Annotated in this window: 21 protein-coding genes; 11 read left to right on the top strand and 10 right to left on the bottom strand. The window is 40.6% G+C overall.

Annotation, left to right across the window (positions count from 1 at the left end; all coding sequences use genetic code 11):
- The first annotated feature begins 8 nt into the window (after positions 1 to 8).
- Both AC1MCB_RS07535 and AC1MCB_RS07540 read left to right on the top strand, forming a co-directional pair.
- A complete protein-coding gene (locus tag AC1MCB_RS07535) occupies positions 9 to 1,196 on the top strand; it encodes a pyridoxal phosphate-dependent aminotransferase (protein ID WP_479968130.1) in 1,188 nt (395 codons plus the stop codon).
- Positions 1,197 to 1,230: 34 nt separating this feature from the next.
- Positions 1,231 to 2,205, top strand: coding sequence for a bifunctional heptose 7-phosphate kinase/heptose 1-phosphate adenyltransferase (locus tag AC1MCB_RS07540; RefSeq protein ID WP_479968131.1), 975 nt, complete (start codon positions 1,231 to 1,233; stop codon positions 2,203 to 2,205).
- A 10-nt stretch (positions 2,206 to 2,215) separates the two neighbouring features.
- Here AC1MCB_RS07540 and AC1MCB_RS07545 read toward each other — a convergent pair whose 3' ends face one another.
- On the bottom strand, positions 2,216 to 3,466 hold the full coding sequence (locus AC1MCB_RS07545; protein WP_479968132.1) for an ABC transporter permease: 1,251 nt from the start codon (positions 3,464 to 3,466) through the stop codon (positions 2,216 to 2,218).
- 158 nt (positions 3,467 to 3,624) lie between these two features.
- Here AC1MCB_RS07545 and queA point away from each other — a divergent pair, with 158 nt between their 5' ends.
- Both queA and AC1MCB_RS07555 read left to right on the top strand, forming a co-directional pair.
- Positions 3,625 to 4,674 carry a tRNA preQ1(34) S-adenosylmethionine ribosyltransferase-isomerase QueA gene (queA, locus tag AC1MCB_RS07550; RefSeq protein WP_479968133.1) on the top strand — a complete coding sequence of 350 codons (1,050 nt, stop codon included), beginning with the start codon at positions 3,625 to 3,627 and terminating at the stop codon, positions 4,672 to 4,674.
- 81 nt (positions 4,675 to 4,755) lie between these two features.
- Positions 4,756 to 5,445, top strand: a complete 690-nt coding sequence (locus AC1MCB_RS07555; RefSeq protein WP_479968134.1) for a 2-C-methyl-D-erythritol 4-phosphate cytidylyltransferase — start codon at positions 4,756 to 4,758, stop codon at positions 5,443 to 5,445.
- Between the two features lie 34 nt (positions 5,446 to 5,479).
- Here the strand turns inward: AC1MCB_RS07555 and AC1MCB_RS07560 are convergent, their stop codons facing one another.
- The 5 genes from AC1MCB_RS07560 to AC1MCB_RS07580 form a co-directional block, all read right to left on the bottom strand.
- Positions 5,480 to 5,635 (bottom strand): lmo0937 family membrane protein, encoded by a 156-nt coding sequence (locus AC1MCB_RS07560; protein ID WP_479968135.1) that lies wholly within the window; start codon positions 5,633 to 5,635, stop codon positions 5,480 to 5,482.
- A gap of 144 nt (positions 5,636 to 5,779) precedes the next feature.
- Positions 5,780 to 6,001: a DUF2795 domain-containing protein gene (locus tag AC1MCB_RS07565; RefSeq protein WP_002996718.1), complete on the bottom strand. Its 222-nt coding sequence runs from the start codon at positions 5,999 to 6,001 to the stop codon at positions 5,780 to 5,782.
- A gap of 80 nt (positions 6,002 to 6,081) precedes the next feature.
- Complete coding sequence (locus AC1MCB_RS07570) at positions 6,082 to 6,633, bottom strand: cob(I)yrinic acid a,c-diamide adenosyltransferase (protein WP_479968136.1); 552 nt, start codon at positions 6,631 to 6,633, stop codon at positions 6,082 to 6,084.
- A gap of 69 nt (positions 6,634 to 6,702) precedes the next feature.
- Positions 6,703 to 7,467, bottom strand: a complete 765-nt coding sequence (locus tag AC1MCB_RS07575; protein ID WP_479968137.1) for an ABC transporter ATP-binding protein — start codon at positions 7,465 to 7,467, stop codon at positions 6,703 to 6,705.
- Between the two features lie 70 nt (positions 7,468 to 7,537).
- On the bottom strand, positions 7,538 to 8,332 hold the full coding sequence (locus AC1MCB_RS07580; protein ID WP_479968138.1) for a lysophospholipid acyltransferase family protein: 795 nt from the start codon (positions 8,330 to 8,332) through the stop codon (positions 7,538 to 7,540).
- A 139-nt stretch (positions 8,333 to 8,471) separates the two neighbouring features.
- Here AC1MCB_RS07580 and trpS point away from each other — a divergent pair, with 139 nt between their 5' ends.
- From trpS to AC1MCB_RS07610, 6 genes are all read left to right on the top strand, one after another.
- Positions 8,472 to 9,467 carry a tryptophan--tRNA ligase gene (trpS, locus tag AC1MCB_RS07585; RefSeq protein WP_479968139.1) on the top strand — a complete coding sequence of 332 codons (996 nt, stop codon included), beginning with the start codon at positions 8,472 to 8,474 and terminating at the stop codon, positions 9,465 to 9,467.
- 64 nt (positions 9,468 to 9,531) lie between these two features.
- A complete protein-coding gene (locus AC1MCB_RS07590) occupies positions 9,532 to 10,146 on the top strand; it encodes a deoxynucleoside kinase (RefSeq protein ID WP_479968140.1) in 615 nt (204 codons plus the stop codon).
- 12 nt (positions 10,147 to 10,158) lie between these two features.
- A complete protein-coding gene (locus AC1MCB_RS07595) occupies positions 10,159 to 10,365 on the top strand; it encodes a DUF5808 domain-containing protein (protein WP_479968141.1) in 207 nt (68 codons plus the stop codon).
- Positions 10,362 to 11,114, top strand: a complete 753-nt coding sequence (gene kdsB / locus AC1MCB_RS07600) for a 3-deoxy-manno-octulosonate cytidylyltransferase (RefSeq protein WP_479968142.1) — start codon at positions 10,362 to 10,364, stop codon at positions 11,112 to 11,114. The genes AC1MCB_RS07595 and kdsB overlap by 4 nt, the downstream gene beginning before the upstream one ends.
- A gap of 73 nt (positions 11,115 to 11,187) precedes the next feature.
- The gene (locus AC1MCB_RS07605; protein WP_479968143.1) at positions 11,188 to 11,739 is read left to right on the top strand and encodes a DUF4142 domain-containing protein; all 552 of its coding nucleotides are present in this window, start codon (positions 11,188 to 11,190) and stop codon (positions 11,737 to 11,739) included.
- A 19-nt stretch (positions 11,740 to 11,758) separates the two neighbouring features.
- Positions 11,759 to 11,995, top strand: coding sequence for a hypothetical protein (locus tag AC1MCB_RS07610; protein ID WP_479968144.1), 237 nt, complete (start codon positions 11,759 to 11,761; stop codon positions 11,993 to 11,995).
- A 15-nt stretch (positions 11,996 to 12,010) separates the two neighbouring features.
- Here the strand turns inward: AC1MCB_RS07610 and AC1MCB_RS07615 are convergent, their stop codons facing one another.
- Positions 12,011 to 13,108 carry a hypothetical protein gene (locus AC1MCB_RS07615; RefSeq protein ID WP_479968145.1) on the bottom strand — a complete coding sequence of 366 codons (1,098 nt, stop codon included), beginning with the start codon at positions 13,106 to 13,108 and terminating at the stop codon, positions 12,011 to 12,013.
- Positions 13,109 to 13,293: 185 nt separating this feature from the next.
- On the opposite strand from AC1MCB_RS07615, the gene AC1MCB_RS07620 reads away from it, so the two are divergent.
- Positions 13,294 to 14,301: a histidine phosphatase family protein gene (locus AC1MCB_RS07620; RefSeq protein WP_479968146.1), complete on the top strand. Its 1,008-nt coding sequence runs from the start codon at positions 13,294 to 13,296 to the stop codon at positions 14,299 to 14,301.
- Positions 14,302 to 14,376: 75 nt separating this feature from the next.
- Here the strand turns inward: AC1MCB_RS07620 and AC1MCB_RS07625 are convergent, their stop codons facing one another.
- The 3 genes from AC1MCB_RS07625 to AC1MCB_RS07635 form a co-directional block, all read right to left on the bottom strand.
- On the bottom strand, positions 14,377 to 14,688 hold the full coding sequence (locus tag AC1MCB_RS07625) for a hypothetical protein (RefSeq protein WP_479968147.1): 312 nt from the start codon (positions 14,686 to 14,688) through the stop codon (positions 14,377 to 14,379).
- Positions 14,689 to 14,988: 300 nt separating this feature from the next.
- On the bottom strand, positions 14,989 to 16,356 hold the full coding sequence (locus AC1MCB_RS07630; RefSeq protein WP_479968148.1) for an exonuclease domain-containing protein: 1,368 nt from the start codon (positions 16,354 to 16,356) through the stop codon (positions 14,989 to 14,991).
- An 80-nt stretch (positions 16,357 to 16,436) separates the two neighbouring features.
- Positions 16,437 to 16,679: a hypothetical protein gene (locus AC1MCB_RS07635; RefSeq protein ID WP_479968149.1), complete on the bottom strand. Its 243-nt coding sequence runs from the start codon at positions 16,677 to 16,679 to the stop codon at positions 16,437 to 16,439.
- Positions 16,680 to 16,718 lie beyond the last annotated feature (39 nt).

Genomic DNA, 16,718 nt, shown 5'->3' on the forward strand with positions numbered 1-16,718 from the left:
TATTCGTTATGTTATCTGATCGTATAAACCAGCTCTCTGAATCCCAAACTATAAAAATGGCTAAAATGGGCCGTGAACTAGCGGCGAAGGGTATTGATGTAATAAATTTAAGTTTTGGAGAGCCTGATTTCCACACTCCGGAATTCATTAAAAAGGCCGCAAAAAAGGCTTTAGATGAGAATTATACTTACTATACGCCGGTTTCCGGCTATATCGAATTACGGAAAGCAATCGCCGGAAAGCTGAAAAGAGAGAATGACCTGGAGTATGGAATTGATCAGATAGTTGTTGGAACGGGCGCCAAGCAATCTATAGCAAACGCTGTTTTGTGTGTGGTAAACCCCGGAGATGAAGTTATTGTGCCCACTCCCTACTGGGTATCGTACTCAGAAGTAATTAAGCTGGCTGAAGGTGAACCCGTTTTTATTAAAAGCACTGTCGAACAGGAATTCAAAATAAACGCCGAACAACTTGAAGCAGCTATCACCCCAAAAACGAAGCTTTTCATGTTCTCTACACCCTGTAATCCAACAGGAAGCGTGTATAGCAAAGAAGAATTGAGAAGTCTCGCCGCAGTATTTGAAAAATATCCTAATATATATATTCTCTCTGATGAGATCTACGAGCACATCAACTTTGTTGAAAAACATGAATCGATTGCCCAGTTTGATGCCATCAAAGATCGGGTGATTATTATCAACGGTTTATCTAAAGCTTACGCGATGACTGGCTGGAGATTAGGATATCTGGCAGCAAATAAGGAAATTGCTCAGGCTTGCGACAAAATGCAGGGACAGATTACGTCAGGTACATGCTCTATAACCCAGAGAGCCGGAATAGCTGCCTATGAAGGCGGGTTGGAAAGTGTAATGGAGATGAAAAACGCATTCCTTCAACGTCGGGATGTTGTCTATGAACTCCTCAAAGAAGTTCCTGGTGTAAAAACGAACCTTCCTGAAGGCGCGTTCTACTTTTTCCCGGACATTAGCTCCTATTTTGGTAAATCATTTGAAGGGACTCCGATTAACAATGCCACAGACTTATGTTTGTATCTTCTGGAACAAGCTCATGTTGCTGTTGTTACCGGGGAAGCATTTGGAGATGATTCGTCAATCCGTATTTCATATGCTGCGTCTGAAACGATGCTACGCGAAGCTATTAAGCGTATTTCTAATGCTCTTTCTAAACTTACCTAAATAAATACTGCTGATATTTTCTTAATAACATTCTATGCGTCACATTTTCCAGAAGTTCAGTGAACTAACCGTTCTGATTATTGGTGATGTAATGATGGATACCTATTTGTGGGGCCGTGTAGAACGAATCTCACCTGAAGCCCCGGTCCCAATAGTATCAGTTACAAAAAAAGAAAATCGTTTGGGTGGGGCAGCCAATGTCGCTTTGAATGTTCAGTCATTAGGAGCCCACCCAATTATATGTGCCGTTATTGGCGATGACCAGGAAGGCACTGAGTTTTTAAAACTATTAGACAACCAGAAACTATCTGATGAAGGGATCTTAAGGATCAGCGGTAGACCGACAACCGTTAAAACCAGGGTAATAGGTCATAATCAACAAATTGTCCGTGTCGATGCAGAAACAGATCAGCAAATTTCCGCTGCGATTTCAGAACAGATCTTCTCCAGCGTACAGCGAATAATTCAGCAACACAAGATCGATGCAATCATTTTCGAGGATTATGACAAAGGTCTGCTCGGTGAGGAGCTGATTAGCAAAACGGTTAAGCTAGCTAATAGCCATCAAATATTAACTGTTGTTGACCCCAAAAAGCGGAATTTTTTGAGCTATCAGAATGTGTCTCTTTTCAAACCGAATCTCAAAGAGCTGCGCGAAGGGTTGAAAGTTGACATTGAACCCCGTCAGATAAAAGATATCAATGAAGCGGTGGTGCTTTTACAGAATAAGCTGAATGCGAAGATGGTAATGGTCACTCTTTCTGAACTGGGTGTATATATTAGCTCCTCTAAGGGACAGAAAGTGCTGCCCGCACACATTCGCAATATTGCCGACGTTTCCGGTGCCGGAGATACGGTGATTGCCACAGCAACTCTTTGCCTGGCCGCCGGACTTGATGAGTTCAAAACTGCCGAGATTGCCAACCTGGCCGGAGGGCTGGTTTGCGAGCAGGTGGGCGTTGTTCCAATAGATTACGACTTATTACTCTCGGAAACCAATAATCTTTAACCTGCGCAGCTTATTTGCTTCTGATGGCCTCTACCGGATCCAGTCTGGATGCCATGAATGCAGGAATGAATCCGGAGATTAAACCAATCATGGTAGAAAGAATAATGGTCAGGATAACTTTGCTGATGTCTACCACAATCTCGAGATCGAACGCTGTCTTTGAAATATATGCGAGTAAATAAACGATAGCTAACCCGACTGCTCCGCCCATTAAGCATAACAATACAGACTCAATTAAAAATTGAAGCATAATGAAGTAGTTTTTCGCTCCCAGCGATTTCTGAATCCCGATGATATTAGTCCGTTCCTTAACCGAGACAAACATAATATTGGCGATGCCGAAGCCACCTACAAGAATTGAAAAACCGCCGATAAATGCTCCGGCAAAGTCAATTATTCCAAAAAGCTGATCTAACTGCCCAGTGAGCATGGTTGTCTTATTTAGCGAAAAGTCATCTTCTTCTCTTGGGCTAAGCCTGTGTATTGAACGAACATTGCCCCTTATCTGACTTTCAATCTCGGTCACTGATAGCCCTTCAACTCCCCTAACCGTTATCTGGGGATTGTACCTTTCATCTTCCACATCGACAATATTTTTCGCAAAGTTTAGAGGAATTAAAACGGTTTTGTCCGCTGAGATTCCCAGCATGTCCTCCCCTTCCTCTTTAAATACTCCTATAATGGTGGCTTTGCGACCCAGAACACTGATCACCTTACCAATTGGATCCTGATTCGGAAATAATCCATCTGCAACCGAATAACCTATAATGGCGATTGGTCTGCCGCTCTTAGACTCAGAGTCGGTGAAATATCTCCCTGATTCAAAATCAAACTTCCAAACCCGATAGTAGTCATGTGAGGTTGCATCAATTTGTACCCCTTCAATGCTGTTGTTTTTGTGTTTGATGGTACGGTTACCCATACTAATTTGAAAAGCAACACCTTCGGCACTTTCCTCCATCCGTTCTGATAGCTTGTCAAAATCTCTAATCGTTGGACTGGGACGGCTAATATACTTCCACCATGGAAAGTCGGGCCCGCCTACCCACGGCCATTTTTGTATGTACACCGTATTACTGCCCAGTTTTTCAACACTGCTTTGAATATTGTTTCGTAAAGTATCAACCGCAGAAAAAACCCCAATAATCGTCATAATACCAATAGTTATCCCCAATAAGGATAAAATGGTACGCAGCTTATTTCCATGAAGGGCTTCGAATGCGAAGTTGAAACTTTCTTTTACGAGTTTGAAAAATATCATATAGGGGTTAGACCAGTAATATTATAAAACGTTACAATTTTTAAGGAGGAAAGTAACGGAAAGAATTCTGAAATTAAACAAAATCAAGCAATTGTGCTTTAAGTAATACAAATAATAATTTATAACTTTGCGCCCTAAAATTCTTACTGAGTATCATTATGAAATTATCACAATTCAAGTTCAATTTACCCGAATCTTTAATAGCACATACACCGGCTCCAAGCCGTGATGAAGCTCGTTTGATGGTCTTAGACAAAAAAACGGGAGCTATAGAGCATAAAATTTTCAAGGATGTACTGGGCTATTTTGAAGACAAGGATGTGATGATCTTGAACAACACAAAAGTCTTTCCGGCCCGTTTATACGGCAATAAAGAAAAAACAGGTGCCACCATCGAAGTATTTTTGCTTCGTGAACTAAATAAAGAGTTACGCTTATGGGATGTTTTAGTCGATCCGGCTCGTAAAATCCGGGTAGGTAATAAACTGTATTTTGGTGACGATGATCTTCTTGTTGCAGAGGTGGTTGACAATACGACTTCAAGAGGACGTACTATTCGTTTCCTTTTTGACGGTACGGATGAGGAATTTCGCAGGAACATCGAAATACTGGGTGAAACCCCGCTACCTAAATACATAAAGCGCAAGGCGACTGCTGAAGATAAAGACCGCTATCAAACCATTTTTGCTAAAAATGAAGGCGCAGTAGCAGCTCCGACGGCTGGCCTGCATTTCAGCCGCGAGTTAATGAAACGCCTGGAGTTAAAAGGCGTTAATTTTGCCGAGGTAACGCTGCATGTCGGTTTAGGTACTTTCCGTGCCGTTGAAGTTGAAGATCTGACCAAACATAAAATGGATTCAGAACAGTTCATCATTGAACAAAAGGCTGTTGATACGGTGAATAAAGCTATTGAGGAAAAACGTAGGGTATGTGCGGTTGGAACTACATCCATGCGTGCTATCGAATCAGCTGTTTCTGCAGGACGTATTTTAAAGCCGGCTAATGATTGGACGAGCAAGTTCATTTTCCCTCCATACGAATTCAGTATCGCTAACAGTATGATTACCAACTTCCACACTCCGGAGTCAACCTTAATGATGATGGTTGCAGCCTTTGGTGGGTATGAACACGTAATGAATGCCTATGAAGTAGCTGTTAAGGAAAAATATCGTTTCTACAGTTATGGTGACGCCATGCTGATAATTTAAATTCTGTATAGGGTATACACCAACCGCCTGTAAAATTATACAGTCGAATACGTGAATACCGTAAGTACTAAAATTTCATAAATGAAATATTACGCTATTATTGTTGGCGGAGGATCTGGTTCCCGGATGGGTAGTGCGATTCCTAAACAGTTTCTAATTCTTGATGAAAAGCCTGTATTGATGCATACAATACAGGCTTTCTATTTTTCCTTTTATAAACCTGAGATAATCCTGGTATTAAATATCGATTTTCATCAGTACTGGGAACAATTATGTGAAGAGTATAATTTTACCGTCCCTCACACGCTGGTAAAAGCCGGAAGTCAGCGTTTTCACTCTGTAAAGAATGCTCTATCGTACATAAAAGGACAGTCAATTGTTGCTGTGCACGATGCTGTGAGACCCTTAGTCAGCGATGAGCTGATCACCAATACTTTCCGCGAAGCAGAGTTGAAGGGAAACGCAGTTTGTGCGGTTCAGGCTAGTGATTCAGTTAGAAAGCTTGCAGGTAACTATTCGGAGAGTGTAAATCGGGATGATATATTTTTAGTGCAGACCCCACAGGCCTTTGAAAGTGGGATTTTAAAGAAGGCTTATAAACAGCCATACAGAGGTATTTTTACTGATGATGCATCCGTTGTCGAAAGGTCGGGAGTAGATATAAACCTGATTCCGGGAGAAAAAAACAACCTTAAAATAACCTACCCTGAGGACATTTTAACAGCGCAGTTATTTCTGAGGAAATTACTGAAACAAAAAAACCCGTACTGAATTTAATCAATACGGGTTTAATTTATGTATCTGCTTAGACGGTACCGCCTCTAATCACTCTTAGTAAAATTGCTATAATGGCAATGACTAAAAGGATGTGAATAAGGTTTCCACCAAACGGAGAAACAAACGCTCCGAAGATCCAGACAATGATTAAAATTACAGCGATGATGTACAGCAAATTTCCCATGATTTTAGTTTTTAAGTTTAAATGAGATATGATTTAATTTAACTTGTAAATACTAAAACCATTCCATTTGTTTAAACTTTGTAAAAATTTGGTCGAAAAAGTGAAATAAACTGTAAAAAAAGCCCCGATAGTCAGGGCTGCTTTTTAATATTCATCTTCGTTAAAGAAGAAATCATCTTTGGTAGGATAGTCGGGCCATATTTCCTCAATATTCTCATAAGGCTCACCGTCATCCTCCAGCGCCTGCAAGTTTTCTATGACCTCAACTGGAGCACCTGACCGTATAGCGTAGTCAATTAGTTCATCTTTGGTGGCTGGCCAGGGAGCGTCTTCCAAATGCGACGCTAATTCTAATGTCCAATACATATTCCTAGAATTTTTAAAAAGTAAATTTTGGCAAAAGTATAATAAAATTTATAAGATTATAAAAAACTTTTTTTTTCAAGTTATAACCTTGGAATCCACTGATTTTCCGCCACGTTTTGTTCATTGCCAATTTGCCTGGCTAATACAAATAAGAAATCACTTAAACGGTTTAAGTAAATCATTATTTTTTCATTTACATAACTATCTTCAGCCAGATGAACACTTATTCTCTCCGCTCTCCGGCATACGCATCGCGCGATATGGCAAAAAGAAACAGCCACTGTACCACCCGGCAGAATGAAATGCTTCAGATCCGGGAGTGATTCGTTCATGGTATCCATCTCATGCTCTAAAAACTCAATATCTTTATCGTATAGATCAGGAATTTTCATTCTGGACTTCTCCGGATCTGACGCCAGCGAAGAGCCTATTGTAAATAAGCGGTCCTGAATTTCCTTAAGTACGGTTTTTTGGTGATCTGATATAGCATCCTGATCGCGTATCATACCAATGTAGCTATTCAACTCATCCACTGTTCCGTAACTTTCAATACGCAGGTGATGTTTTGGTACCCTGGTTCCTCCAATCAAAGACGTAAGGCCTTTATCGCCGGTTTTGGTGTATATCTTCATAATGGTAAATAAAAAGAAAATCCGGCTTATGTGCATTAAGCCGGCCCCTGTATTTTGTGTTTAGACTTTTTATTGAATCTTCTCGAAGTCCGCGCCTTTTTGCTCCATAGACGCCAGCCTTGGTGATACGGTTTTAATATTATCGTTAAGATAATCTTTTTCAATCAGCCCGTCACGCATACGAACAATGCGGTGGGCATGCTGGGCTATATCTTCCTCGTGGGTGACCAGAATAATAGTATTACCTTTAGCATGGATATCTTCCAGCAGGCCCATTATTTCAACAGACGTTTTAGTATCCAGATTTCCGGTAGGCTCATCCGCTAAAATAATCGAAGGGTTGTTGATCAGCGCTCGTGCAACCGCCACGCGCTGACGCTGACCTCCAGAGAGCTCGTTTGGCTTATGATCCACACGATTACCCAGTCCCACATTTTCAAGAGTCTTACGGGCCCTTTCCTCACGTTCTTCACGACTCACTCCGGCATATACCAACGGCAAGGCTACATTATCCAGTGACGAAGACCGTGGTAGCAGATTAAAGGTTTGAAAAACGAACCCTATCTCTTTATTTCGTACTTCAGCGAGCTCATTATCTGTCATTTCGCTAACGTTGATGCCGTTTAAGATATATGTCCCTTTTGTCGGGGTATCTAAACAGCCTAATATATTCATCAATGTAGATTTCCCAGAACCTGAAGGCCCCATCAATGCTACAAATTCACCTTTGTTTATATCCAGCGTAACCGATTTTAGCGCATGTATAACTTCTGCGCCAATAACATATTTACGCCCAATGTCATTGATAGTAATAAGGGAATTTTGTTCAGTCATGATTTTATTCTTTAGACTTCAATAAGAAACGGAATGTTACAAAACGTCAGTGAATTGCTGACATTTGTTATTAATAATTTATGCCGGCTCTCACCTTTTCTGTCGGATCAAGCAATTCTTCGTCAATGTTGTGAGGGTTGCCGTTTAACCTGGTATTTATTAGTTTGTAAACATGCGCTCTTAATTCCTCTGCATCATTAATATTTAGTTCTGAAGTCTCAACCGGCTCGTGGATATATACGTTACTGATGCCGGGCTTGCTCCCTGACTTAGATCCATCATCCCACATAAGTTTCCAGTTATCTGAAATGGTTACAGGCAGTATAGGAATGTTTTGTTCAATTGCCAAACGAAAAGGCCCTATTTTAAACGGATGTAACACCGGCGGAAAGTCATTACCAATGCGACCTTCAGGGAAGATCACTAAATGCGTTTTCTTTTTAAGATACTCTTCAGCCCGCTTAAACGCGCGGTAAGAAGACATTTTACTGTCCCTGTTTATTGGAATATCGATAGTTTCGAAATAAATCTTAGTAACTATGTTATCCAGCAATTCGTCTTTACCGAGGAATACAAAATTGCGCTTCGCCAGCAAAATAATAGTTGATATATCCAGGTTGGAGGTGTGATTTGCACAAATGATATAGGTCTTTGACCAATCAACTTCCTTGTCATATTTAAAATTGAAAAAAATACCCGACAGGTAAGACGTAAAAAGGCTTAAGATCCGGCGCATGAAGTTCATTCCCGCAAGGTTTACAGGGCTGCGTGCGAAAAAACGAACGAAGGGATAGATGAACAGGAAGACCAGGCCTATCACGAATTTGTAGTAAACAAAGTGGGCTTTTTTCAGCTGCTTCCTCATGTGTATCCAAAATTAGGAAAATATGCCTTATTCGCAAGCAGACTGGTTTCTTATTGCCTAACCCTTGCATAGATTTTGCAGCATTCCTACTTCTTTGCTGCCCTGTCCGTTTGTAAAAAATTACTTACTTTCGCCACCTATGGAAACTGTTGTTAGTGGTATACGGAGTACGGGAAAACTTCACTTAGGGAATTACTACGGAGCTGTAAAAAACTTCGTGCAAATGCAGGATGAATATAATTGTTTCTTTTTCATTGCCGATTACCATTCCTTAACAACCCACCCCACCCCCCAGGACCAACATGGCAATGTAAAGCAGGTTCTGATAGAATATCTGGCAGCAGGTATAGATCCTGAGAAGGCAACTATTTATGTTCAATCGGATGTTCCTGAGGTTATAGAACTCTATCTTTATCTTAATATGAACGCCTATATGGGAGAACTTGAAAGAAGCGCTTCCTTTAAAGATAAGGTGCGTGCAAATCCCGACAATGTAAATGCGGGTTTATTAACCTACCCGGTTCTAATGGCTGCCGATATCCTGATACACAAGGCGACGAAAGTCCCGGTAGGAAAAGATCAGGAGCAGCATTTAGAAATGGCGCGCACCTTTGGTAATCGTTTCAATCGTTTATACTCTGCAGACTGCTTCCCCGAGCCTTACGCATTTAATTTCACTAATCAGCTGGTCAAGGTTCCCGGCCTTGATGGAAAAGGTAAAATGGGCAAATCTGAAGGTGAGGCCAACGCTGTCTATCTTTCAGATGATCCGGATACTATCCGCAAAAAGGTAATGCGGGCGGTGAGTGATTCTGGTCCGACCAGAGAAAATGAGCCTAAGCCGGAAGCCATTCAAAACCTGTTCGATCTCATGAAAGTGGTGTCGGCTTCAGATACTTATACCCACTTCGACAGTTTATATAATAGCTGCCAGATCAGGTATGGTGACATGAAAAAGCAGCTTGCAGAGGATATGATTATCGCTACTGCACCAATGCGTGAAAGAATCAAAGAAATCTCCAACGATACATCGTACCTGCGCCAGGTTGCTTCTCACGGAGCCATTAAAGCTCGCGAAAGCGCCTCAAAAACGATCAGGGAAGTCCGTGAACTTATTGGCTTCAAACAATTTTAATTAATTACCACCAGATACGCTCTTCATTCCTATAAATTCTGAACCACGAAATAATTAAAGAAAAATGCACATTGCCATAGTAGGAAATATAGGTGCCGGAAAGACCACTCTTACCGAGTTACTTGCCAAACATTTAAAGTACGAACCACAGTTTGAAGCCGTAGATCACAACCCTTATCTCGAAGACTTTTATAGTGACATGAAACGCTGGAGCTTCAATCTCCAGATCTATTTTCTGAATAGCCGCTTTCAACAACTTCGGGATATTCAAAGTGGTGATAAAAATATTATTCAGGATCGGACTATATATGAGGATGCTTACATATTCGCAGAGAACTTGCATGACATGGGCCTTATGACCACTCGTGACTACGAAAACTACAGGGCCATTTTCGATAATATGACCTCCTTTATTAAGCCGCCAGATCTTTTAATTTATTTAAAAGCATCAGTACCTACGCTTGTTAATAACATTCAACGGCGTGGTCGTGAGTATGAAGCTGGTATTCGCCTGGATTATCTATCTAAATTAAATGATAAGTACAAAAACTGGATAGACAATTATACAGTTGGGAAATTGCTGGTGCTGGATAAAGATAATTTAGACTTTGCTAATAAACCTGAAGACCTCGGGTTTGTAATTCAAAGTATCGAAAGGGAAATACACGGTTTATTTTAATTAACCTACGGTATGCATAAAGACTTCCGCGACGATGACCCAGAAAACTGGAAGTGGGGAGTATTTTATGTAAATGCAAAAGACGACCGGCTGATCGTTCCAAAAAGAATAAAGAGTATGGGCTGGACTTTAAACTTTGCACATAAAAAAGCATTAATTGGCGTTGGACTTATCATAATTATCATAATAGCTTCACAAATCTATTTTAAAGAATCATGAAATTTACAGGGATTATACCAGCGCGATATGCGTCTACGCGTTTTCCTGGAAAGCCTTTAGCAGATATTAGGGGTAAAAGTATGATTCAGCGGGTATACGAGCAGGCATTAAAGAGTGAATTACTGTCATCAGTAATTGTAGGTACTGATGACCAGCGAATCTTTGATCATGTAATCTCCTTTGGAGGATCGGTTCACATGACCTCAGGCACCCATCAAAGCGGCACAGATCGTTGTGCTGAAGTGGCCTTAAAACATCCCGATTCTGATGTCCTCATCAATATCCAGGGTGACGAGCCATTTATTGACCCCAGGCAAATAGATATTCTGTGTAAATGCTTTGAACAACCCGATGTACAGCTGGCAACTTTGATTAAACAAATCACTGTATATAATGAACTGACAAACAACAACACCCCTAAAGTTGTGATTAACAATCTAAACGAAGCAATCTACTTTAGTCGTACTCCAATCCCATTTTTAAGAAACCACGAGTTTAGCGAATGGTTGAATCATCGATCATTCTTTAAACATATTGGTATCTATGGATATCGTAGAGAGACGTTGCAGCAAATTACCCTGCTGCCGGTTTCAGGCCTTGAGCAAGCAGAAGCACTTGAGCAACTTCGCTGGATTGAAAACGGGTTTCGCATTAAGGTCGCTGTAACCGATGTGGAAAGCATCGCAATAGATACCCCTCATGATCTTGAAATGGCACTCTTGTCAGTTGATCTGAGCAACTACCCCTAGCGATTGCAGGCAACCTGACGTTTTTAAAACACCATGCCTATATTTCTGTTCATAAAAGAAAAATAGATCTGGAATGAAAAAGGTGCTTATAGTTATGGTTATTTTGGTGCAGGCTTTTCTTTATTATGCCTGTGATAACGGTAAGAACCCCGATAAATCAACAGTACTGGTAAATGAATCGGATGTCGATGATGGCGGTAAAGCGTTTATGAAAGCAGCCTCCGTGAGCGGCATAATGGAAGTTGAACTGGCAAAAATTGCTCAGCAACACGCTACTTCCCCGAATGTTAAGAAATTTGCTGAAGTGATGATCTCAGACCATACCCGTATTTTTAATGAGCTGAAAAAACTTGCTACCGATAAGCATATCCTCCTTCCAATTGAACTGGAACAAGAACAAACAGCAGAGTTAAATAAATTAAAAGAACTGAATGGTACCGAATTCGACAGAAGCTATATGCGATTGACTGTCAGAGGCCATGAACAAGCTGTGAAGGATTTTGAAGCCGGTGCAAGGAATCGAGACCCACAAGTAAACAAATTAGCTTCCGATAAACTTGAAACGCTGAAAGAGCATCTTTCTGAGTCCAAGTCGATTTTCAATAAAGTTATCGTGAGCCGGTAATATACTTAACACCTTAATTATGGAGACCATTAGATTGAAAGATCCCCTCTCAAACGCAGACATGGAATTGCAGATAGCTGCCGAAGAGTATAATCAGCAGCAGGCCTGGCGTGTTAGCTTTCAGGATGGAAAAACCACCTTGCTTGGCTTAGATCAGCACCGCATCTGGAAACAATTTGACGGAAGTCCTTTAGGCTCAGCTCTTACAAATAGTATCGGTCGTGCAATTGAAGAAAAGCAAAATTACTCATCCTGAATAAACCAAATCGCCTCAGGATCTGAGTTCCTTATCGATAAGCGCATCCCATTTCTTTTGAGCAGCTACATTTGATCCATGGCTTGTTTCCGTGTCATACTCCACCTGTATCCTGTTCATCTCACGCAATGTCTCCAGATACTCTACCGATAAAATGCCCTGGTAATTATCCACATTCAGATCCTCATCTTTTATCCTCTTTTTAAATCGCTCAGCCGATAGCTTCACTATGTCGAAATGCCTCTGCTCATGATTTAGAGTTTGCTGCGTCCTTGCATCATTCTTGACCCAGGAAAAACTTCTAACCAGGTAAATCTTGAGTTTGATATCTACCTTGATTACTCCATTTACGATTTTATATGACTCCTCGAAAGCCAAAAAAGGGAAAATCTCCGCTGCAAACCTACTTCGAATATCAGGCTTGCTTTTAAAGTCAGCAAAACTGAGGGGCTTTCCCGCTTCATAAAATAGGGTGTCGCTCGTAAGATCATTCTTAACCTCGTAGAATGTCAATTCGAGGCTCCTGGCAAGGTTCTCATTCCGACCAGCCTCCTGATTGATCCAGGTATTGAAATATCCAACAGCATTGATCACGGATGCACTTATTACCGACTCAATTAACGCTTGTTGATTTGCTGATCTTATGTAACTGGCTCCGCCCTTACGATCTGTCAACTTTACTCGCTCATTGTTTCTGACAATCTCGAAAGAAACGTTGAAATCAAGGTTACCGCTGATTCTTCCATCCGGCATTGGCGTCTCCGTTATTTTTAATTCATTTATAGTAAGGGTGATCGGGCGCAGACTGGTGTCACGAGTTAAATTTCTAGAGATAAAACTGAATAAAGAATGGTCGGCACCACGTTTCAGATCTATTTGCAATTTTTTAACCGGTGTGTTCGGGGAAATAACTAAGCTGCCGATTGATTCCTTCTTTTTACGGTTGTCGACAACCTCTTTAATGTAAAACTCCTTGGGTATAAAGGGAAACTTCTCCTCCTTTAGTTCTATCACTCCAACGGAGCTTTGAGCAAGAGCAAAAGATGCGTGAAAAATAATGCAAAGACTAACGACAAAAAAAGACGAAAATGATTTTTTATTAGTTCTATTCATAATAAAGCAGAAATACACACAAACTTCTCTATCGGTCAAAACGTAATCCGATTTTTTTTGTTCTAACGTCTGAACATCAAAAATAAACTCTTTAAATTTATATAACGATCTACCTATCGCCGTGACGGTGCCCTGTGCTTATGTAATTATTTCTACTCTTTTTTTAATTTTTAACATTCCAGAGTATGAAAAATCTTACTATATGCCTCTTTATTGTCTTTATTTTAATTGGAGCTTTTAGCTGTAAAAAAGATAATTCACCACCGGTAGTCATACCAGACGAAACCTATAAGGTTACCTCAGAAGAATTCCGGAATGACCTTCTATTTGTTAATAGAAATGACTTCAAGATCTTAACCGATAAGCCTGCTGAATTCTCATCTGGCGATTCACTGATTAAAATAACTTTAGATGGAACTATTGAACGGTTAACCTCGGGTGAAGTCGTGGCTATTGATATTAAATGGAAAGATAACCCCGCCAAGAAGACTAAAATATATGCACTCGGCAGCACCGATGATAATCATGATGCACCTTACAGCAGGTATCATGGTAACGAGGCTTCGAGTGCTTATGAATCGTACCGCCTGGGATGGCAAACACTGCAAAAATTACCGGCATCTACTCAGTCCTATGCGATTATTTTACGTCACGGTGATGCCGATGAGGGACGTGACTTTACTGCAGCAAATCCCGGAAGTGATGAACCTGATAACTGGTGGAAGTCATGCGATAATACTTTGGCCCGTCAGTTAAACAACCGCGGCAGAGACAGGTCTACCGAACTTGGTAAAGTATTTAAAGACTTAAACTATCCTATCACCAGGGTAATCAGCAGCGAGTTTTGCCGGTCAGTGCAAACTGCTCAACTGATCAACGCTGGACCTCCAATAGTGCAGGATGAACGCATTAATCACCCGGAACATAATAAGACTGGCAAAGGATTATTCAACGGAATGATAGAGATCATGAAAGAGCAGCCTGTGGATAACAAAATGACGCTGGTGGTTCTGCATCATCCAGTTAATGAGACAGGCCCCCAGGGATATCCCTCTTTCCCTTTAGTGTCACCATTCACCTGGACAGGTGCCTACATTGTTAGTGTTTCGCCAGATAAGACCATTAGCTACCAGGGAGCTGTTTCATTTGCAATGTTCAATTATTGGAGGAATTTGAAACTCAAGAGACTTTAGGCTTGAAGTCATAAATCAAACAGGCTTATTCCGATGAATTGGAATAAGCCTTTTGATTAAGAGATTTGGGATCAATTAAACAATAAGAATCAACAATAAAATGATAATGATGATAGCTCCAACAGAAAGATAAACACCTCCTGATAACGCTTTAGCTTCTTTTTTCATTTCTTGTAACTCCTTACGAAGATCTTTACGCTCAGCTCGTGACAAGGAAGATCTGTCCATCGTTTTGATCTCCTGAACTCGTTGCTCAATGCTCTGAAGTTTAATTTGCTGTTGTTCGGTTAAAGGTGCTTTAGCAGGTTTCGAATCATTGGCCATTACAGCAGGTGAAGCCAAACTCAAAATAATAGCAGTGGCTAAGAAGTAAATTTTCTTTTTCATGTGAATTAAAATTATAATGGTTAAACAAATTCAACAGCAGAATATAAACTGTTATTTATTCCCTTAACAACAAAAATTGTTCCGCAAAGTTTAAAATATAAACCTGCCATAATTGAAAGAACAAAATATTTTAGCCTAACTATAACAACATACTCTGACCACCATTTTGTATCCCTAAATAAGCTAACAACATATCCGTTAAGTTGATGTTCAGTAACACCTTCATACTAGCAGATATTCGAATGGAGTAAGAGAAATCGGATTCTAAAAAGACGTTATATAAACGACTGCTATTGTAACCTATACCTCCAGCATCGTTATTTTTGCGGGAAACTTTTGAGCGTGTCCATAGATCAGATTACGGAGGTAATCATTTGCAGGATAAGGTGTTAATTTAGATTTCAGCAGTTCCAGATTAAGTGTTTCGGGTAAAGACTCAAGAAAGCCGACACCATAAAACTTTCCATGTTCCATTAGCACGCAGCTTCGCTCCCGCTCAGATCGCCCTTCATCGATAATGGCAAAACTTGGCATTGAGGTTTTCAATCCCTGGAGTGCAGCTTCGACACGTTCATTATAAATTACTGATGACTCCTGTTCAGTACAAACCATACATTGCTGATCGCTATGTACCCGGCACTCATCCCCTTTCTGAATAAAACAAAGCCGTGCGCAAAGATTAAATTCGCTGATGAGCCTGTTTAAAAGTATGTGTCCTTCCAGGATGTAATTAAAAGTGTACAATACCGGTAAAGATTTACGGCATCTATCAATCGCGAGACGTTTATATCCTTTTTGATCCTCAAAAACATACAAACCGTATGCATGTTCGTAGCGTTTCAAAGAACGGTTATTGGCGGGCCATAAACGCTTTATTTCAACGGCTTCTTCAATTAAGGCCATCAATTCTGTACCGCACTCTTTGAAAGTTATCGAATAGATATCACGAAGAAATTCTTGTTTCTGCCTTCCGGGATTATTGTTTGAAAAATGACTAAATACTCTTTTCCTAATATTCTTCGCCTTTCCAACATATATGACCTTGCCTTTGGCATTGTGGAAATAATAAATCCCAGCGGTGAAAGGCAGTTTATTAACATCTTCCTTAGGCAAATTGGGGGGCAGTGACTGTTCCCTTGACCGGCTATTTAAAGATTCTTTGATATGTCCGTCTTTGTCGTTTTGCAGCAGCAATGAAAATAGCATCGCTGTAGCCTCCGCGTCTCCCGCAGCCCGGTGCCTGCTGGTGTTTATAATCCCGAGGTGATTGCAAAACCTGCCTAAGCTGTAAGACGGTAAACCAGGCAATATCTTTCGCCCCAGGCGAACCGTGCATAGCTTTTTTGTCTGGAGGTCAAACCCTGCTGAAGTAAGATGATGGCGCAAAAAAGAATAATCGAAATTAACGTTATGGGCAACAAAAATCTTGTCACGAAGCAAATCGAAAACCTGAGGAGCCACCTCTTTAAATGATGGTGCAGCCTGCACCATCTCATTGCTGATGCCCGTTAATGCTCTTATATATACAGGAATATCGATACCAGGATTTACCAGCGTCTCAAATCGCTCAGTTATTTCGGTGCCGTTATGGACTCTGATCGCAATTTCTGTTATGCCGTTAGCATTAGCATGCCCGCCTGTGGTTTCAATATCAACTATTGCATACATAACAATTAAACAAATTAGCTCTGCAAAGATAAAGTAAAATAAAGCTAATTTATTTAGTAATACATTATTAGATGACCAATTTATTCGTCGTCATCGAGCCTGAACGTTTGGTTATAAAAAATGGATCCGAATCCAGCCTCTTCAGGACTTCCAAGAGTTATTGAAGGTTTACTCACTCTTTTTCGTCTTACCCGTTTGTAGCTGGCTTTTAACGTCTTAAGATTTTCTTCAGAAATCTGACGTAGACCGCTGTAAGTTAAAAGGTAGTCTGAGGGTTCGGATGTTTGACAGTTGATTCGATCCTGTGGATATTGGCTTTTCATAATTCATTGCATAGGTAATTTATATAATACCCTAGCCAT

This window comes from Daejeonella sp. AP26 (assembly GCF_056680515.1).

What these genes read in the sequence shown, in the direction of transcription:
- AC1MCB_RS07620 (WP_479968146.1), top strand. Translation starts at nt 13,294, where the DNA reads ATGAAAAATCTTACTATATGCCTCTTTATTGTCTTTATTTTAATTGGA.
- queA (WP_479968133.1), top strand. Translation starts at nt 3,625, where the DNA reads ATGAAATTATCACAATTCAAGTTCAATTTACCCGAATCTTTAATAGCA.
- AC1MCB_RS07625 (WP_479968147.1), bottom strand. Translation starts at nt 14,688, where the DNA reads ATGAAAAAGAAAATTTACTTCTTAGCCACTGCTATTATTTTGAGTTTG.
- AC1MCB_RS07630 (WP_479968148.1), bottom strand. Translation starts at nt 16,356, where the DNA reads ATGTATGCAATAGTTGATATTGAAACCACAGGCGGGCATGCTAATGCT.
- AC1MCB_RS07605 (WP_479968143.1), top strand. Translation starts at nt 11,188, where the DNA reads ATGAAAAAGGTGCTTATAGTTATGGTTATTTTGGTGCAGGCTTTTCTT.
- AC1MCB_RS07615 (WP_479968145.1), bottom strand. Translation starts at nt 13,108, where the DNA reads ATGAATAGAACTAATAAAAAATCATTTTCGTCTTTTTTTGTCGTTAGT.
- AC1MCB_RS07570 (WP_479968136.1), bottom strand. Translation starts at nt 6,633, where the DNA reads ATGAAGATATACACCAAAACCGGCGATAAAGGCCTTACGTCTTTGATT.
- AC1MCB_RS07555 (WP_479968134.1), top strand. Translation starts at nt 4,756, where the DNA reads ATGAAATATTACGCTATTATTGTTGGCGGAGGATCTGGTTCCCGGATG.
- AC1MCB_RS07610 (WP_479968144.1), top strand. Translation starts at nt 11,759, where the DNA reads ATGGAGACCATTAGATTGAAAGATCCCCTCTCAAACGCAGACATGGAA.
- trpS (WP_479968139.1), top strand. Translation starts at nt 8,472, where the DNA reads ATGGAAACTGTTGTTAGTGGTATACGGAGTACGGGAAAACTTCACTTA.
- AC1MCB_RS07595 (WP_479968141.1), top strand. Translation starts at nt 10,159, where the DNA reads ATGCATAAAGACTTCCGCGACGATGACCCAGAAAACTGGAAGTGGGGA.
- AC1MCB_RS07635 (WP_479968149.1), bottom strand. Translation starts at nt 16,679, where the DNA reads ATGAAAAGCCAATATCCACAGGATCGAATCAACTGTCAAACATCCGAA.
- AC1MCB_RS07565 (WP_002996718.1), bottom strand. Translation starts at nt 6,001, where the DNA reads ATGTATTGGACATTAGAATTAGCGTCGCATTTGGAAGACGCTCCCTGG.
- AC1MCB_RS07540 (WP_479968131.1), top strand. Translation starts at nt 1,231, where the DNA reads ATGCGTCACATTTTCCAGAAGTTCAGTGAACTAACCGTTCTGATTATT.
- kdsB (WP_479968142.1), top strand. Translation starts at nt 10,362, where the DNA reads ATGAAATTTACAGGGATTATACCAGCGCGATATGCGTCTACGCGTTTT.
- AC1MCB_RS07590 (WP_479968140.1), top strand. Translation starts at nt 9,532, where the DNA reads ATGCACATTGCCATAGTAGGAAATATAGGTGCCGGAAAGACCACTCTT.
- AC1MCB_RS07545 (WP_479968132.1), bottom strand. Translation starts at nt 3,466, where the DNA reads ATGATATTTTTCAAACTCGTAAAAGAAAGTTTCAACTTCGCATTCGAA.
- AC1MCB_RS07580 (WP_479968138.1), bottom strand. Translation starts at nt 8,332, where the DNA reads ATGAGGAAGCAGCTGAAAAAAGCCCACTTTGTTTACTACAAATTCGTG.
- AC1MCB_RS07535 (WP_479968130.1), top strand. Translation starts at nt 9, where the DNA reads ATGTTATCTGATCGTATAAACCAGCTCTCTGAATCCCAAACTATAAAA.
- AC1MCB_RS07560 (WP_479968135.1), bottom strand. Translation starts at nt 5,635, where the DNA reads ATGGGAAATTTGCTGTACATCATCGCTGTAATTTTAATCATTGTCTGG.
- AC1MCB_RS07575 (WP_479968137.1), bottom strand. Translation starts at nt 7,467, where the DNA reads ATGACTGAACAAAATTCCCTTATTACTATCAATGACATTGGGCGTAAA.